At 53.7% G+C, this 16,517-nt stretch carries 16 protein-coding genes; 13 read left to right on the forward strand and 3 right to left on the reverse strand.

Annotated features, from left to right (window positions below; genetic code table 11):
• Positions 1-276: 276 nt before the first annotated feature.
• From KNP67_RS04910 to KNP67_RS04935, 6 genes are read left to right on the forward strand one after another with little or no spacing between them, the layout of a single operon-like run.
• On the forward strand, positions 277-2,196 hold the full coding sequence (locus KNP67_RS04910) for a polysaccharide biosynthesis protein (RefSeq protein WP_131471483.1): 1,920 nt from the start codon (positions 277-279) through the stop codon (positions 2,194-2,196).
• 29 nt (positions 2,197-2,225) lie between these two features.
• Positions 2,226-3,068: an NAD-dependent epimerase/dehydratase family protein gene (locus KNP67_RS04915; protein ID WP_131471481.1), complete on the forward strand. Its 843-nt coding sequence runs from the start codon at positions 2,226-2,228 to the stop codon at positions 3,066-3,068.
• Positions 3,065-4,207: a DegT/DnrJ/EryC1/StrS family aminotransferase gene (locus tag KNP67_RS04920; RefSeq protein ID WP_131471479.1), complete on the forward strand. Its 1,143-nt coding sequence runs from the start codon at positions 3,065-3,067 to the stop codon at positions 4,205-4,207. The genes KNP67_RS04915 and KNP67_RS04920 overlap by 4 nt, the downstream gene beginning before the upstream one ends.
• A 12-nt stretch (positions 4,208-4,219) precedes the next feature.
• A complete protein-coding gene (locus KNP67_RS04925) occupies positions 4,220-4,804 on the forward strand; it encodes a hypothetical protein (protein WP_021066075.1) in 585 nt (194 codons plus the stop codon).
• Positions 4,805-4,823: 19 nt separating this feature from the next.
• Positions 4,824-5,825 (forward strand): polysaccharide deacetylase family protein, encoded by a 1,002-nt coding sequence (locus tag KNP67_RS04930; RefSeq protein WP_035385634.1) that lies wholly within the window; start codon positions 4,824-4,826, stop codon positions 5,823-5,825.
• 35 nt (positions 5,826-5,860) lie between these two features.
• Positions 5,861-6,514, forward strand: coding sequence for a hypothetical protein (locus tag KNP67_RS04935; protein ID WP_029594643.1), 654 nt, complete (start codon positions 5,861-5,863; stop codon positions 6,512-6,514).
• 26 nt (positions 6,515-6,540) lie between these two features.
• On the opposite strand, the gene KNP67_RS04940 is transcribed toward KNP67_RS04935, so the two are convergent.
• Both KNP67_RS04940 and KNP67_RS04945 read right to left on the reverse strand, forming a co-directional pair.
• Positions 6,541-7,305 (reverse strand): MerR family transcriptional regulator, encoded by a 765-nt coding sequence (locus tag KNP67_RS04940; protein ID WP_029594644.1) that lies wholly within the window; start codon positions 7,303-7,305, stop codon positions 6,541-6,543.
• 47 nt (positions 7,306-7,352) lie between these two features.
• On the reverse strand, positions 7,353-7,817 hold the full coding sequence (locus KNP67_RS04945; RefSeq protein WP_029594645.1) for a GNAT family N-acetyltransferase: 465 nt from the start codon (positions 7,815-7,817) through the stop codon (positions 7,353-7,355).
• 213 nt (positions 7,818-8,030) lie between these two features.
• On the opposite strand from KNP67_RS04945, the gene KNP67_RS04950 reads away from it, so the two are divergent.
• The 7 genes from KNP67_RS04950 to KNP67_RS04980 all read left to right on the forward strand — a co-directional run bounded on the left by KNP67_RS04950 (position 8,031) and on the right by KNP67_RS04980 (position 15,116).
• A complete protein-coding gene (locus KNP67_RS04950; protein ID WP_285800917.1) occupies positions 8,031-9,740 on the forward strand; it encodes a glycoside hydrolase family 13 protein in 1,710 nt (569 codons plus the stop codon).
• Positions 9,741-9,833: 93 nt separating this feature from the next.
• Positions 9,834-10,493 (forward strand): Type 1 glutamine amidotransferase-like domain-containing protein, encoded by a 660-nt coding sequence (locus tag KNP67_RS04955; protein ID WP_021066080.1) that lies wholly within the window; start codon positions 9,834-9,836, stop codon positions 10,491-10,493.
• 186 nt (positions 10,494-10,679) lie between these two features.
• Positions 10,680-11,099, forward strand: coding sequence for a YwiB family protein (locus KNP67_RS04960; protein ID WP_021066081.1), 420 nt, complete (start codon positions 10,680-10,682; stop codon positions 11,097-11,099).
• A complete protein-coding gene (locus tag KNP67_RS04965) occupies positions 11,096-11,524 on the forward strand; it encodes a hypothetical protein (RefSeq protein WP_021066082.1) in 429 nt (142 codons plus the stop codon). The genes KNP67_RS04960 and KNP67_RS04965 overlap by 4 nt, the downstream gene beginning before the upstream one ends.
• Before the next feature lie 133 nt (positions 11,525-11,657).
• Positions 11,658-12,173 (forward strand): GNAT family N-acetyltransferase, encoded by a 516-nt coding sequence (locus KNP67_RS04970; protein WP_029594648.1) that lies wholly within the window; start codon positions 11,658-11,660, stop codon positions 12,171-12,173.
• Between the two features lie 6 nt (positions 12,174-12,179).
• Positions 12,180-12,896: a hypothetical protein gene (locus tag KNP67_RS04975; protein WP_131471467.1), complete on the forward strand. Its 717-nt coding sequence runs from the start codon at positions 12,180-12,182 to the stop codon at positions 12,894-12,896.
• Positions 12,897-12,986: 90 nt separating this feature from the next.
• On the forward strand, positions 12,987-15,116 hold the full coding sequence (locus KNP67_RS04980; RefSeq protein WP_021066085.1) for a (Fe-S)-binding protein: 2,130 nt from the start codon (positions 12,987-12,989) through the stop codon (positions 15,114-15,116).
• A gap of 38 nt (positions 15,117-15,154) precedes the next feature.
• Here KNP67_RS04980 and KNP67_RS04985 read toward each other — a convergent pair whose 3' ends face one another.
• Positions 15,155-16,453, reverse strand: coding sequence for a methyl-accepting chemotaxis protein (locus KNP67_RS04985; protein ID WP_214714464.1), 1,299 nt, complete (start codon positions 16,451-16,453; stop codon positions 15,155-15,157).
• Between the last annotated feature and the right edge of the window lie 64 nt (positions 16,454-16,517).

The raw sequence follows: 16,517 nt of genomic DNA on the forward strand, positions 1-16,517 counted from the left end.
TTTGATGAGATGCAAAATAATGTAAACGATACCCAATTCGGGTTATGTATATTCCCATTTCCCGTTTGTCCGACAATTATTCATTATGTGAAAGAAATCATGATAATAATTTCGTGAACTCCTTTGTTGCCATCCGTGTCGTTCATGAGAAAAAGCTTGTTTTATCTTTAAATTTGTCGAGAAGAGTCGGGTAGTTTACTAGCATCGACGCATCTTTTGCGCATTCCAACCCACACCACGAACGAACAACTCAGACTCTTGGAGGTGCGAACTACCATGGCAACACTTGTGAACGTGTATCGGAAGAATCAACGGAATTTGCTGTTCTTATGTCTCGACATCTTGATCGTCTCATTTGTGCTCTATGCGACGTTTGAATTGCTGTTCTCGACGATTACGTCGTACGCGGCGCTCGAATCGAGCGAAATGTTGATGATGGTCGGTATCAAAATCATCAGTTTCAGTCTCGTCGGGACGGTGTTAAAAATCCATCGTATCGACTGGCGTTACGCTTCGGTCCATGAGATGAAACAAGTCGCTATCGCCTTACTGAGCAGTGACTTGGTGTTGTACGCCTACAACCAGTTCCACTTCGGGGCAGGGCTCGGCATGATCATCGCTGTCCAAGGGTTGCTCGCCTTCAACTTGATTTTGTTCACGCGATTCTTGGCCCGCAACCACGTATTCGATGTGTTCAAACCGCACTCCAATCATCCCGGACGAAAAGCGCTCATCATCGGGGCTGGTGATTCGGGCCAGTTGATTGTCCGTGAGTTGAAAGAACATCGGACGACCGTCCTCTGCGTAGTCGGTCTACTCGATGACAACCCACACCTACAGTCGCTTTACGTGCACGGTGTTCCAGTGCTCGGGGTGACGGACGATTTAGAGCGCATCATCCAAGAGCACGGGATTGAAGTCGTGATTTTGGCCATCCCAAGCCTGTCCTATGCGCGACGCCTTGCCTTGCTCAAACGGATTGAGAAGACGGGTGCTGAGTCCCATGCGTTACCGATGATCTCGGAGCTCGCGACCGGGAAGGTGTCCATCAGTGAAATCCGCGAAGTGAAAATCGAAGACTTGCTAGGCCGAGAACCGGTCCAGTTGGACATATCTGGAATTTCTAGTCATGTGGAAGGAGCGACGGTACTCGTCACAGGTGCCGGCGGATCCATCGGTTCGGAACTGTGCCGTCAGCTCATCAAATTCGCCCCGGCTGAAATGATTCTCCTCGGTCACGGCGAGAACAGTATTTACTTGATTGAACGAGAGCTGCGCGAACTCGGGACGGACACGGTGCTTTATCCCGTCATCGGTGATGTGCAGGATGAGGCCCGGCTTGAAGAAGTGTTCCGGATGTATAAACCGGACATCGTCTATCACGCCGCTGCCCACAAACACGTTCCACTCATGGAAGACAATCCGCTCGAAGCCGTTAAAAACAACATTTACGGGACGAAACATATGGTCGACGTCGCGGCCCGTCACAAAGTGAATCGCTTCATCATGATCTCGACGGACAAGGCGGTCAATCCGACGAACGTGATGGGTTCGACGAAACGAATCGCCGAAATGGTCGTCCAAGAGAAAGCTCGTTCCAGTGATACGATTTTTGCGGTCGTCCGCTTCGGTAACGTCCTCGGCAGCCGTGGCTCGGTCGTCCCGCTGTTTAAAGAACAAATTCTACGCGGAGGTCCGATCACCGTCACCGATCCCGAGATGACCCGTTACTTCATGACCATCCCGGAAGCGAGTCGTCTCGTCATTCAAGCGAGCGTCTTATCGCGAGGTGGTGAAGTGTTCGTGCTCGATATGGGTGCTCCGGTCAAAATCATCGATTTGGCGAAGAAAATGATCGAGTTGAGCGGTTTCACGACCGACCAGATTGGAATCGAGGTCACCGGGATTCGTCCTGGTGAGAAGTTATACGAAGAACTGCTGGACGAAAGTGAGCTCGGTCCGGAAGCGAACGTCTTCCCAAAAATCTTTGTCGGTCGGACCCGGCCGTTCAAGACCGTCTCCTCCGTCTTGCATTTGATTGAAACGTTCCGTGATGACCGTGACGCGTTGATGTATCTGTTGCTGTTCATCGCCAACAGCGACGACCTCGATCGAGACGTCGAACGGCTGTTCACACACGGGGTGAAACGGATGCGTCCTCATATCGCCGCATCACGTCTCGCCGATGGGAACTGAACGCCACTACGAGCGAGGAGGGGAGAACGATGGTCGATCAAACAGTGCTCATCGTCGGCGTCGCCAGCTTTCAAGGATTCCATCTGGCACGTCGACTGTTACAGGAAGGGTTTGACGTCGTCGGAATCGACGATGAAGGGCGGCATAAGACGAGAATTGCCAAACAACGTCTCTACGTCCTGACGCACCCGCAGTTTCAGTTGATTCGTACGACACTCGCGAACAAGACGGTCATGCGCAGCATCTTGAAGCGACATGAACCAAGCCACATCATCTTATGTTCGACCCGTACCGTCGACGACCCGCTCGAACGATATGAGTTGATGAAGCGGTATATCGCGCTGCATACGACACGAGTCTCGCTCGAGTCGTTCATCACGTTCGACCTCCCGGTAAAGGAAGTGAGCGAAGAAGATCCTGCCATCCACTTATTCACGGAAGACGTCTTCGGACCTTGGGATGACGCCTCGACACTCGTGTCCAAAGCGATTGTCGCGGTCGATCGCGGCGTCCGTCTTTCCGGTTATTATGCGACGGACATCATCAACGTCTCCTATATCGATGACGTCGTCGAGTCGGTCGTTCGGCTATTGCGTTTGGTTCAAACGGGACTGTCGCCCGTCGGCTACTTTCAAATTCCAGCCTCGGACTACGTGACCGTTCAAACGTTACTGTCCGATATCGGGCACATCCTCAACAAATCAGCCAAGACGTCGTTGCCGATGCGAACATCCGTGCTCCGGCAGTCGAACATTCCGACGCTCGATACCTTAGTCGGTTTCAGCCCGAGTACATCGCTATTTGAAGGGCTCGAGCAAGTCGTCGACTGGTATATCTCGTATAAAAACATGATGAAGGAGGGCATCAAATGAACATCTTATTATCAAAGCCGCATATGTCCGGACGTGAGATGGCTTATATCGAAGAGGCGTTCGCAAGCAATTGGATTGCGCCGCTCGGCCCGAACGTCAATGCGTTTGAAGCGGAAGTGGCTGCATATGCGGACCATCCTCACGCCTTGGCGACAAGTTCGGGCACGGCCGCCCTCCATTTAGCGCTACTTACTCTCGGTGTCGGGACGAATGACACAGTCTTCTGTCAATCGCTCACGTTCGTGGCATCGGTCAACCCGATCCGTTATGTCGGGGCGATCCCGGTCTTTATCGATTCGGAAACGACGACGTGGAACATGTCGCCGGACGCGCTCCGGAAAGCGTTCGTCCAAGCGGCGACGAAAGGGAAACTTCCGAAAGCAGTCATCGTCGTGCATCTCTATGGCGTCGTCGCGAAAATAGGTGAGATTCGCCACATTTGCCGCGAGTATGGTGTCCCGTTGATTGAAGATGCGGCCGAATCACTAGGTTCGACATGGCACGGGCAGATGACGGGCACGATCGGCGACATCGGCTTCTATTCGTTCAACGGCAACAAAATCATCACGACCTCAGGCGGCGGCATGCTCATGGTGCCGAATGCGGAAACGAAACAGTTAGCGCTCAAGTTGGCCACGCAAGCCCGGGAAGACGCGCCGCATTATGAGCATGAACAAGTCGGGTACAACTATCGATTGAGCAATGTCTCGGCCGGTATTGGTCGGGGACAGCTCGAAGTGATTGAACAGCGCGTCCAAGCGAGACGTCGCGTCTTTTCCCGCTACGAGCGCATGTTCCGGCAACTTGGGACGACGTATCAACAAGAGGTCCCATATTCACGGGCCAACCGTTGGCTCACGGCCATGCAATTGGACCAAACCGACTTGCATCGTGACACATTGATGCAGCGGCTCGCCACGGCCGGGATTGAATCGCGTCCCGTCTGGAAGCCGATGCACTTACAGCCCGTTTACCGCGATGCGGAATACGTGTCGGTCGACGGAGAAGACGTCAGTCGCCGACTCTTCGAAAACGGCATCTGTCTTCCGTCGGGATCTGATTTGACGCTCGGAGAACAACAGCAAGTCATCCAGACGGTACTCGATACACGTACAATCGTGACCGAACAAAGTGTCTGAGGAGGACGAACGATGAACCGGGAAGCAGAGATTATCCAGTCGCTTCGAGCCGCTGCATCTCTGACTCCGACCCTCACTGTCAAACAATATCAGCTCTGGAGCCGAGACCGAGACGTCCCGACGTTCCTCGACGTTCTCAATTTTTATGGGTCATGGACCGGCGCGTTAAAAGCGGCCGGGCTCGTCGAATCCCGCAAACAGTATACCCAACAAGAACTCATCGCTGCGCTTCGGCTCGCACTTGAACAGGAAGGGAGATTGACGAGCACCCACTATCAACAGTGGGCCAAAGGTCAAGTTGCCCCTTCCCTAGGTGATATTATTTCCCACTTCGGGTCTTGGAGTCTGGCCGTGAAAACGGTTGAGCGTTTAGAAGAACTCCATTTTACCGTCCAACCAGAACGTGAAAAAGCAGAAATCGTCCAATCGTTACTCGAAGCAAGCCGGGTCGTGGTCCCATTCAACGCCGTCACGTATCAGAAATGGGCCAAACAACATAAACGACCGAGTGTTGCCAAAATATCGCGGCGGTATGGCTCTTGGAAACGGGCACTCGCCGAGTTGGAGCTTCGTGAGTCGTGTGATGGAAAGAAGTGAACATGGAGGAGGAATCGCGATGAACGGAGCATTTGTCATCTCGTTAGATTTCGAATTGAACTGGGGCACGTTTGACGGCACGACGATCGAGGCGTATGGCGAGAATCTACTCGGGGTACGGCAAGTCGTTCCAAGCCTGCTCGACTTGTTCGCCGCGCATCAGATTCATGTGACGTGGGCGACCGTCGGCTTCCTGTTCTATGAGACGAAAGCGGAACTGTTGAAAGACTTGCCGACGATTCAGCCGGCGTACCGTCATCCCGAATATTCTTCGTACAACTGGATGCAGCACGTCGGGGCGGACGAGGCGACCGATCCGTATCACTTCGGTAAGTCACTCGTCGATCAAATCATCGCTACCCCTGGCCAAACGATTGGAACTCATACGTATTGTCATCTCTCTTGTCTCGAGGAAGGTGTGACCATCGAGGCGTTCAAGGCCGACCTTGAGGCGGCGAAGCGTGTGGCGGCGCGGCGGGATGTCCCGATTCAAAGTATCGTCTATCCACGTAATCAATCGAGTCCGGCGCATTTCAAGGCAGCTCAAGAAGTCGGAATCGATGTCTATCGGGGCAATGAGACCCATTACATTTATCGGGCCGATGCGAGAGGGGATGAGGGGTTAGGCCGACGGGCCCTTCGACTGTTGGACGCCTACGTGAACTTGACCGGGCATCACACCGTCTCATGGGAATCCATTCGACAGTCGTCTCCGTATAACGTGCCTTCGAGCCGCTTCCTCCGTCCGTACGTGTCGGCGCTCCGCTTCCTCGACCGTCTCAAATTGCGTCGTATCAAGCGCAGCATGACGCATGCGGCCAAGACCGGACAAGTGTTCCATCTCTGGTGGCACCCGCATAACTTCGGGAAGCACTTATCGGAAAATATGGCGATGTTGAGCGAAATCGTCGCTCATTATGAGAAGCTCCACCAGACATACCAATTCGAAAGTTTATCGATGGAAGAAGTGGCTGACCGGTGCCGCCCGGTCGTCGTCTCGACGCAGGAGCGTCACGGATGAGCGTTGTTTTAGGAAAATGGAAGGAGGGAAACGCCATGGGCCGACCAATCGTGTTACTTGTCGGGGAACATCGCACATCCGCCTACGTCTATCAGGCGATTCGCAATCTAGGGGTGACCCATGTGATTCGAGAAGATGGTCCGAGCGAGCATCGACCCGAATCGCTCAACCATTGGCTGACACACGCTTATGTCCGGTCGATGGCGCCTCTCATGCGCGTATCCAGCCGGGCCCGGATTCGAGAATTGAAAGGTCGCTATCCGTTGAACGACGAGCCGATTCCGTTCCATCACATCCTGCGAGTCACTTCGTTAAACGATGCGAAGACGACGATGTGGCTCGATCGTCTCGACCCACAACTGATCGTCACCCATGAGACGGGACCGATTGACCCGAGTGTCCTCGCTCGATTCGATTGTCCGGTGCTGACGGTCAAACCGACGATCGCCGAAGGGCAGATTGAGGCATACTGGGCGTTTCGGGCCAAACCGGACGTCTGTGAGGCACGAATCGAACAGTGGACCGAGCGGGGCTGGTCTGTGGTCGACCGGGCCGTGCTCTATATCGGTGGGACGGATAACTTTGCCACGTACCCGTATTTACAGCTCACGACAGCGCTCCCGCTCCTGAGACGGCAAATCGAGTTGCTGTTAAAGGAAGATGTCTATGACCGCCGAACGGCGAAATAACGGCCAAAGCGCGATGCTTTGGCCGTTTAGCTTTGGGTGATGCAATAGTGTTGGATGGCGTCATTATAGTAGACGGCAAGTCCTGGGGCGTACCTGTCATAAAACGCGGTGAAACGCTCGTCCATGACGTACATCTGTCCGAGTCCGCTGAACATGTCGAGCGAGCAGTCATAGAACTGGTCGTTGATGAACATGTGGTTCGCCTGGACGGCCGCTTGGACACGTGGGTCTTCGACCGGGACACCGGCCGTGAACAAGTCGACGAGCGGTTTGACGAGATCGACTTGCTGTTGACTGAGAGCTTCCCAGTCTTCTTTCGAGCGCTTGTCGGCGCGCGTACGTGACGTCTTGTACGCCTCGCTCTCGCCCCAACGCTCCACGACCTCGGGTTCGTGTTTCGCTTCATGGGCTTTCAGTTCGTCAAACGACAGGCCGTTGAACAACGATTTGTCTTCCATTGAAATTCCTCCTCTAAGTGAGGTGAGCGTCGATTCCGCCGTCTCGGCGAGTGTCGCGAAATAGGCGGCCTTCGCGCGCAGGGCGGTCACCTGCTCCTCGAGGGCACGGGTCCGATCGAACGGTTCGGCTTCGAGCAACGCCTGAATCGTCTCGAGTGGAAAGTCGAGCGAGCGATATAGCAGAATCGACTGTAAACGCTCGGCGTCATGTGACGAGTAACGGCGATACCCGTTGGCGTCACGCTCGGCAACAAGCAGACCGACCGCATCATAGTGCCGTAGCGTCCGTGTGGTCGTGCCAGCGAGCGTGGCGAGCTGTTGAATCGTATACATGTCCTCACCTCCTTGGATTCAGCGTACACGTTGACGTCGCGTCAAGGTCAAGCCTCTTTTTCAAACAAAGAAAAACCATCCCGTTCGCCGATGTACCGGAAGCCGAAGCGGGGATAATAGGCGTTCAAAAAAGAGTTCGTGGCGACGCAGTCGAGGCGAATCCGGTCCGACGTTGCTGCGAGTGCATGACGCATCAGCTGTTCGCCGATTTGTTGGCCTTTCATTCGGTCGTCGACGACGAGCCGATGTAAATAGACGGCCCCCCGGGAATCGTCCCATAAATTCTCATCCCAAGCCGTCGGCGGAATCAAACTGACCGACCCGGTGATGGTTCCATTTGTTTCATATACATACACGGTCCCGTTCGTGACGTCATGAGTCACAAAATCGGTCCGGCTCGGTTCCAAATATTTCACCCATTGCGTTTTTCCGGCTGCCTGAAAAGCTTGGGCTTTCTGTAAAATTAGTTGATCGATTGCCGAAAGATCGGCCTGTGTGGCCAAACGAATCATATAAGTCGCCTCACTTTCATTTCATTTCAAATTCGTGTAGGGTACACGGTGAGTAAGCTGTTGAAACACTCTTTGTATTGATTTCGAATTTTTGTTAAGATAAACGTAGTGCATCGTGCAAACGATTGCGCTAATGCGATATAGAGAGAACAGCACTGATATTAGTATATAGGATGCGCAGTGAGTTTAGGGATAAGGGAGTATCATTGAGACATGCAACTTTTACAACGTGACCAACACACACAAACGAAAACACTGAAACGAAACTGGTGGAAAGAAGCCGTCGCTTATCAAATCTACCCGCGCAGCTTCTACGATGCGAACGGCGATGGAATCGGCGACATCCAAGGCATCATCGATAAGCTCGACTATTTGAAAGACCTCGGCGTCGACGTCATCTGGATTTGTCCGATGTATAAGTCGCCGAATGATGACAACGGCTATGACATTAGCGACTATCAGGACATCATGGACGAGTTCGGATCGATGGAAGACTTCGATCGACTGTTGACGGAAGTCCATGCACGCGGCATGAAGTTGTTGCTCGACCTCGTCGTCAACCATACGTCGGACGAGCACCCATGGTTCATCGAATCGAAGAGCTCGAAAGACAATCCGAAGCGTGACTGGTACATTTGGCGTGACGGCAAACCCGACGGCTCGAAACCGAACAACTGGGAGTCAATCTTTGGCGGGTCGGCCTGGGAGTTCGATGAGACGACGGAGCAATATTTCTTGCACGTCTTCTCGAAGAAACAACCGGACCTGAACTGGGAGAACGCCGAGATGCGCCAGACGATCTATAACATGATCAACTGGTGGCTCGACAAAGGCATCGACGGCTTCCGTGTCGATGCAATCAGCCACATCCGCAAACATCCATCGTTCGGCGATTTGCCGAACCCAGAAGGCCTCGACTTCGTGCCATCGTTCGAGATGCACATGAACGTCGATGGGATTCACGGTTATTTGGAAGAGCTTCGCGACGAGACGTTCAACAAGCACGACATCATGACGGTCGGGGAAGCGAACGGCGTGTCGCCTGACGACGCTCACCTTTGGGTCGGCGAGAAGGAAGGCAAGATGAACATGGTGTTCCAATTCGAACACATGGGTCTTTGGCGCGAAGACGCCGAGTCGAAGCTCGACGTCGTCCATTTGAAGAACGTCCTGACGAAATGGCAAAAAGGTCTCGAAGAAGACGGCTGGAACGCCCTCTATGTCGAGAACCACGATCAGACACGGACCGTGTCGTCATGGGGTGATGACGAGCGCTATTGGAAAGAGAGCGCGAAATCGATTGCGATGATGTATTTCCTCATGCAAGGGACGCCGTTCATCTATCAAGGCCAAGAGATCGGCATGACGAACGTGAAGTTCGACTCGATCGACCAGTACGATGATATCGCGACACGAAACCGCTATTACATCGGTCTCGAACATGGCAAGAGCCATGAGGAGATGATGGACATCACGTGGAACTCGTCACGTGATAACACGCGCACACCGATGCAGTGGAGCGATGCCCCGAACGCGGGCTTCACGTTCGCCGAGACGCCTTGGTTCGGCATCAACCCGAACTACACGGACATCAACGTCGACGCCCAGCTCGAAGACGACGACTCGATTCTCAATTTCTATAAAGAGATGATTCGTCTTCGCAAGCAAGACGAGACGTTTGTTTACGGGACGTATGACATCGTCTTGCCGGAACACCCGGAGATTTACGCGTACACGCGCACGCTCGGTGACTCGCAATACCTCGTCATGACGAACTTGACGGGCAAAGAAGCCATCTTTGCGACGGAGCTCACGCTTCGCTCGGAAGACGTCGTCTTGCAAAATATGCCGCTCGAGCCGCATGATGAGACGACACTCGTCCACTTGAAGCCGTTCGAGGGGCGCGTCTATAAAATGAGTTAATCGAAGACAGGGACGTTCCCTGTCTTTTTTTGCGTACAGGGAAATGACGAGAGAGCACGAATTCATATATAGACAAGACGAGGAGGGGTTGGAATGAGACTGTTACTGACATCGGCCGGGATTAAAAATGACCGGATTAAACAAGCGTTACTCGAGTTGTTAGGGAAACCGATCGAGGAGTGTACCGCCCTGTGTATCCCAACCGCGATTTACGCGTTGCCGGGTGGGACGAATCACGCGTGGAACTTTTTCAACGGTGATTTCTCGACGCCGATGTGTGAGTTAGGGTGGAAGTCGGTCGGGGTCCTCGAATTGAGTGCCCTCCCAAGCCTTGATGAAACGGTGTGGAGACCGGCGTTCGACGAGGCGGATGTGTTGTTGGTCAACGGAGGCGACCCCCTGTTCTTGCATTATTGGATGCAGCAGTCCGGTGTCGCGCAGCTGTTACCGGATTGGAATGGCGTCTATGTCGGTTTGAGTGCCGGCAGCATGGTCATGACCCCGCGCATCGGGGAGGCGTTTGTCGGTTGGCAGGCGCCAGGCGAGCAGGGCGATAAGACACTAGGGTATGTCGATTTCTCGATTTTCCCTCACCTCGATCATGAGATGTTGCCGGAGAACACGTCCGAGCATGCGACCGAATGGGCAGGCATGTTGGCTGGGCCGAGCTACGCCATCGATGACGAGACGGCGATTCGAGTCGTCGACGGTCGTGTAGACGTGATTTCGGAAGGGAATTGGCTGAAGTTTTAACGAAACGAACGGCCGCGGATGATCACATCCGCGGTCTTTTGCTTGAAGCGGACTTCTTGCACGCACATAATATAAAATTGATCGGGCCCGACGTGTGAAGCGCGTGCGAACCGTGAAAGAAAAAGTTACCGATTCCGGACCGTTCGCGAGATATGGTACGATGGGACAGCGGAAAGGGGAATCACCATGGCAATTGAACCGAAACGCGTACGTGTGCGCCAAAAGACGACGATCAGTGAGATCGCGGAACCGATCGAGCTGCAAGCCGAGGGGCTCTATTATGAATTGAAGACCGGCTTCATCTTGACGTTCGATCAAGAACGGGAAGACGGTGTCGTTCCGACGACAATCAAATATACGACAGGCCGGCTCGCGCTCATCTGTAAAGGACCGATCGAGATGAATCATTCCTTTATTGAAGGACGTTTGACGCAAAGCCTATATAAAAACCCATATATGTCGATGACGATGGCGACGACGACAGAGCGACTCGATGTCGCGGACGGCCGTTGCCGCTTCGTCTACGAATTATCGATGAACGAAGACGTGGCGGGAAATTATGACGTCGACGTCACATGGACGTTTGAAGGAGGAGAGTTCGCATGAATTTTGCAGAACGCGTGAAAAAGATTGAAGAGATGTTGAACGAGGATTGGTTCGAGATGCTCGAGACGAACGAGGACGAGTATGAAGAGTGGCGTGGCCGCCTCGAGGACCATGCTGAGCAGGTCGTTGGGCACTATGACAACGAGACCGGTGTTGATATGGACTCGGTCGACAAGTTGCTCCAGTTGAACGATGAGTTCCCGCTTCTTTATGGAGAAGATACGGTCCGGCTTTACGTCGCGTTGATCGAGGCGCGGCCGGAAGACAAGTCGGTGTACGAACGCTATATCGATTATTTGGCGGCCATCGGTGACGCGACACATGAGGAATTTTTACGGTTCCACACGCTCGTCGAGGCTGGCCGTTTAGACGAGGCCCGTACGCTCGCCCCACAGATGCCAAAACGACTAGGATTAGAAGACTGACCCGCAATCGATTGCGGGTTTTTTGCTAGATGATTCTATGAAAAAGGCGACATCTCGTCACAGGAACGTCTGTTTTCAACGTGAATCGGCTTCGTTATGATGAAGAGAGACCAATCAATTAGGGGGACGTCAGATGCTACAGCTCGTCAAAACAACGATGGCGCAACAAGCGCAAGTACTCGAATTTTTAAAGGAGTGGCGGGAGCGGGAAGAGACGATCGTCCCGAACGCGGTCGACCGCGACGCGTCTGACTTTGCGTCGTACGTCAAACAGATTCGTGATAAAGAGATACGGGTGAACAACGTCAGTTGGGTGCCGAGCACGACGTATTGGCTGACGGACGGGGACGAGTTGCTTGGGGCAGCGAATATCCGCCACGAATTGAATGACAACCTCCTCAACTTTGGGGGCCACATCGGTTACGGCATCAAGCCGAGCGCACGTGGACGCGGTCTGGCAACGAAACAGCTCGAGCTCGCGCTCGAGAAAGCGAAAGAACTCGGGATTGAGCGGGCGTTGATTACGTGTGACCGGACGAACGTGGCGTCACGCCAAGTCATCTTGAATAACGGAGGAATACCGGACACACCGTTCACAGCGGAAGGCGGGAAAATCGTCGAGCGGTTTTGGATTGAACTGAAAGGATGACGTGAGATGGCGAATTGGATCGTGGTCTATTTAGCACTGATCAATTTTTGGGGAATCTATCTGTTTCCACGAGACCGGGTACCGTCTCAAAAATGGTTCTCGTTTTCGAGCGGGATCGCCATCACGTACTTTTTCATGTATCTCTTGCCGTCTTTGAATAAGCGGCAAGACACGCTCCGGGTCGAATGGCTCGACCTGGCCTTGCCGTCGGAGATTTATGTCATCAGCTTGCTCGGCTTCACCTTCTTTTATGGGACGATGCGTGTCGTTCGAACGCCACACTTCAAAGACGAGACGATTGATCAGAACGTGTCGTATTGGCTCCAAGTGACGCTGTTGACGGCATATATGTCGTTCTCGGCTTACGTCGTTACGGCATCATCCGTCACGTTCGTCGCCCGCAGCTTCTACGCAACGGCGCTCGGCGTCCACTTCCTCGCTGTCGGTCACGACTTGTATCGCCATTACGGGGAACGCTACCTTCGGCAAGGACGTTATTTGTTGAGCGGCGGCATCCTCATCGGCGGTTTATTTTCCCGTTTCATCGATCTCGCCTCGCACGTCGAGGCCATCTTGTTCGCGTTTGTCGCCGGGGCGATGATTCTGAATATCGTCAAGTTCGAACTTCCAGCCGACCGCAACCTCCACTTCCGGACGTTCGTCCTCGCGGTAGTCGGGTATGGCGGCATCCTCTTATTCTTGAAGCATGTGCTCAATTTTTGACCCCTTCGATAAAAATGAATGACTGTTCATTCATTGTTTGATATACTGAATTCAAGATTGAATCCGTTTTCATAAGGGGGAGTTTTGGGGATGTCTACATTTTTAATCGTCAACTGGATTCTATTCTTGCTCGTCCTCGGCTATGGACTGTATTTGTTCGCCTCGCTGGTCTATCAGCGCTATACGTTCATCAAGCTCGGGAAGCAGGCAGAGTGGAGCCAAACGAATAAGGAACGGCTCGAACAGGTCATGATCAATGTGTTCGGCCAAAAGAAATTGTTAAAAGACAAGAAGAGCGGCATCATTCACGTCATGATGTTCTATGGGTTCATCCTCGTCCAGTTCGGGGCCATCGACTTCATCTGGAAAGGGCTTGCTGTCGGGACACGTTTCCCGCACATCCCGCTCGGTCCGCTCTATCCAATTTTCACGTTCATGCAAGAAATCGTCATGCTCATGATTCTTGTCGCGGTCGTTTGGGGATTCTACCGCCGTTACATCGAGAAGCTCGTGCGCTTGAAACGAAACTTCTTGGCCGGCCTCGCCCTCATCTTCATCGGTGGGCTGATGGTATCGGTCTTGTTCGGGAACGGGTTCTACCTCGTCTATAAGGAAGAACTTCCGATGTGGGGTGAACCGGTCGCGACGCTCATCGGTTCGGCGTTTGCTTGGGTACCGGGAGGGGTCGCCTTCGCCTTGTTCGTCGTCTTCTGGTGGCTTCATCTCTTGTTCTTGCTCAGCTTCATGATTTATATCCCGCAAGGCAAGCACGCCCACTTGATCGCCGGGACGCTCAACGTCTGGCTCGGACGGACGCACCAGGTCGGTCGTCTCGCTCCGGTCGATTTCTCGGCGATGGAAGAAGCCGAGGAGTCGGACGAAGAAGTCGTCTTCGGGGTCAATAAAATCGAAGACTTCAACCAAAAACAACTCGTCGATTTGTATGCCTGTGTCGAGTGCGGACGCTGTACGAACGTCTGCCCGGCGACCGGGACCGGTAAGATGCTGTCGCCGATGGACCTCATCGTCAAGCTGCGCGACCATATGAACATGAAAGGGGCCGCCGTCACCCGGAAGTCACCGTGGGCACCGGCGCTCTTGTTCCAAAACACGCAAGGGGCCGAGATTGCCGCCGCGGCCCAAGACGGACATATGCTCGTCGCCGATGAGTTGATCGGCAACGTCATCACTGAAGAAGAGATTTGGGCATGTACGACGTGCCGCAACTGTGAGGACCAATGTCCGGTCATGAACGAGCACGTCGACAAGATTATCGATTTGCGCCGTTACCTCGTCATGATGGAAGGCAAGATGGATCCAGAAGCGCAGCGTACGGTCGCCAATATCGAACGTCAAGGCAACCCGTGGGGGATGAACCGGAAAGAGCGTGAGAATTGGCGCAAAGACCGGGAAGAACTCGTCATCCCGACGGCGAAAGAGAAGAAAAAGGCCGGCGAAGAGTTTGAATTCCTCTTCTGGGTCGGAGCGATGGGCTCATACGACAGCCGTAGCCAAAAAGTCGCCCAAAGCTTTGCGAGCGTCTTGAACAAGGCCGGCGTCTCGTTCGCCATCCTCGGGAATGAAGAGAAGAACTCAGGGGATACGCCACGCCGTATCGGAAACGAGCTGTTGTTCCAAGAGCTCGCCGAAGCGAACATTAAACTGTTCGAGAAGTATGGGGTCACGAAAATCGTCACGGTCGACCCACACGCGTATAACACGTTCAAAAACGAGTATCCGGACTTTGGACTCACGGGTGTGAAAGTGTATCACCATACCGAGCTCCTCGCCGAGCTGCTCGATACGGGCCGGGTCAAACCGGACTTCTCCGTGAACGAGCGTGTCGTCTATCACGACTCATGTTATCTCGGACGCTATAACGGTATTTACGACGCCCCACGTTTCGTCTTGGAACGCATCCCAGGTGTCGAACTCGTCGAGGCGGAGCGGAACCGTGAGAACGGCATGTGCTGCGGCGCCGGTGGCGGTCTCATGTGGCAAGAAGAGAAAGTCGGGACGCGCGTTAACGTGGCCCGGACCGAGCAGTTGCTCGAGACGAAACCGACGGTCATCGGGTCGGCATGTCCGTACTGTTTGACGATGCTCTCGGACGGGACGAAAGCGAAAGAAGTCGATGAGACGGTCGGTACGTTCGACGTCGTCGAATTGCTTGATCGCTCCCTCGCTCCAATCGAAGTACCAGAACCGATTGTCCAATAAAAACAAGGCACGGTCCGCGGACCGTGCCTTGTTTGTCGTTAGTGCATCTCGGAAGTGGCCAATAAGGAAGACGTCAGGTGTGATAGTCCTTGCGTCGTCTCATTGATGGCCGAAATCGTCTCGACCATTTGGCCGAGGTCTTGCTTGTTTCGTTCGAACGACATGACGTAATTGCCCATCTCGTCTTTGACGGTCGAGAAGCCAGCTTTGACGGCACCGAGTTGACGCATTGCCTCGTCGTTCGTTCGATGCATCTGTCCCATTTGATCGAGCAGGGCGGCGATGTTCGCTTCATTCTCATGGATGAGGACGTTGATTTGACTGCTCAGCTGTTTCGCATTCTCGGCGAGCGTCCGCACTTCGGTCGCGACGACGGCGAAGCCTTTGCCGTGCTCACCGGCTCGGGCCGCTTCGATTGATGCGTTCAAGGCGAGCAAGTTCGTCTGGTTGGCAATCTGTTCGATGCTCCGGGTCATGCTGACGATTTCTTGCGAGCCGTCCTTGAGCGCGGTGATGCGATCGAGCGAGGCGTCGACGTACGTCGCCGACTGTTTGAACTCGGATTCCATCTGTTCGATTTGCTCGCCGTTCGTATGCGTCAAGCTCATCAAGTGACGGCTCATCTTCTCCGTCTGCTCGGTCTCGGACAACACTTGATGGGCTCGCTTGCTCGTCTCGGACATGGCGTGACCGGTCTGCTCCATCGTCGTCGCGACTTCCGTGCTGACGCGACTGACATCGTTCAATAGCGTCGCTCGGGCGACGTTTGCCGATTCAATCTCATCGAGACGCGCATCGACGTACTGCTCAGTGACGATTTGGGCGTCCAAGTTCATCGCATGGGACAATGCGAGGAGCGATTCGGTCAATGTGGCCGGGTCGTGTTGATACGTCTCGACGATTTTTGGGACGAGCAACGTGTTGAAGGCGGAATACGTCGCGAGGAACCAGACGACTGGCACCGCGTAGTGGTGATGCGTCTGTCCCATCCGTTTGCGCATCGCGAGAAACTTGTCATCGATGTTCCCGGTCAATAGGCTCCGGAAGTAGTCAGCGAACACTTTTTTAAGCCGCTCACGTGTCGACGAGGCGTTGGCGATTTGGACCATCTCAGGCTGCAACATCAAGTGGTCAAGGACGTTTTCGAGGACATCGTCTAACACGGACTCGACGAGCGGGGCCATGTCTTGGAGTCGCTTCACTTGCGACGCCGTATAACCCATATAATGGGTGCGCCCGTTCAAATTTGGATCGGTCGGTCGTGCGGTCTTAGCCACATCAGGGAAGCCGATCGACGCGGTGTAAGCGGTAGGTTTTGATTTACGGAACAGTGCCATGTTTCATTCTCCTTTTTCTCGTACAGCTAAAATAGCGTTCTATTCTATATCGGCAAACATGTGA

The sequence above is a fragment of the Exiguobacterium sp. s157 genome, assembly GCF_018618205.1.
In the GTDB taxonomy this organism is placed as follows: Bacteria; Bacillota; Bacilli; order Exiguobacteriales; family Exiguobacteriaceae; genus Exiguobacterium; species Exiguobacterium chiriqhucha.

Coding starts and splice junctions, on each gene's coding strand:
- KNP67_RS04910 (WP_131471483.1), top strand. CDS start 277: ATGGCAACACTTGTGAACGTGTATCGGAAGAATCAACGGAATTTGCTG.
- KNP67_RS04915 (WP_131471481.1), top strand. CDS start 2,226: ATGGTCGATCAAACAGTGCTCATCGTCGGCGTCGCCAGCTTTCAAGGA.
- KNP67_RS04920 (WP_131471479.1), top strand. CDS start 3,065: ATGAACATCTTATTATCAAAGCCGCATATGTCCGGACGTGAGATGGCT.
- KNP67_RS04925 (WP_021066075.1), top strand. CDS start 4,220: ATGAACCGGGAAGCAGAGATTATCCAGTCGCTTCGAGCCGCTGCATCT.
- KNP67_RS04930 (WP_035385634.1), top strand. CDS start 4,824: ATGAACGGAGCATTTGTCATCTCGTTAGATTTCGAATTGAACTGGGGC.
- KNP67_RS04935 (WP_029594643.1), top strand. CDS start 5,861: ATGGGCCGACCAATCGTGTTACTTGTCGGGGAACATCGCACATCCGCC.
- KNP67_RS04940 (WP_029594644.1), bottom strand. CDS start 7,305: ATGTATACGATTCAACAGCTCGCCACGCTCGCTGGCACGACCACACGG.
- KNP67_RS04945 (WP_029594645.1), bottom strand. CDS start 7,817: ATGATTCGTTTGGCCACACAGGCCGATCTTTCGGCAATCGATCAACTA.
- KNP67_RS04950 (WP_285800917.1), top strand. CDS start 8,031: ATGCAACTTTTACAACGTGACCAACACACACAAACGAAAACACTGAAA.
- KNP67_RS04955 (WP_021066080.1), top strand. CDS start 9,834: ATGAGACTGTTACTGACATCGGCCGGGATTAAAAATGACCGGATTAAA.
- KNP67_RS04960 (WP_021066081.1), top strand. CDS start 10,680: ATGGCAATTGAACCGAAACGCGTACGTGTGCGCCAAAAGACGACGATC.
- KNP67_RS04965 (WP_021066082.1), top strand. CDS start 11,096: ATGAATTTTGCAGAACGCGTGAAAAAGATTGAAGAGATGTTGAACGAG.
- KNP67_RS04970 (WP_029594648.1), top strand. CDS start 11,658: ATGCTACAGCTCGTCAAAACAACGATGGCGCAACAAGCGCAAGTACTC.
- KNP67_RS04975 (WP_131471467.1), top strand. CDS start 12,180: ATGGCGAATTGGATCGTGGTCTATTTAGCACTGATCAATTTTTGGGGA.
- KNP67_RS04980 (WP_021066085.1), top strand. CDS start 12,987: ATGTCTACATTTTTAATCGTCAACTGGATTCTATTCTTGCTCGTCCTC.
- KNP67_RS04985 (WP_214714464.1), bottom strand. CDS start 16,453: ATGGCACTGTTCCGTAAATCAAAACCTACCGCTTACACCGCGTCGATC.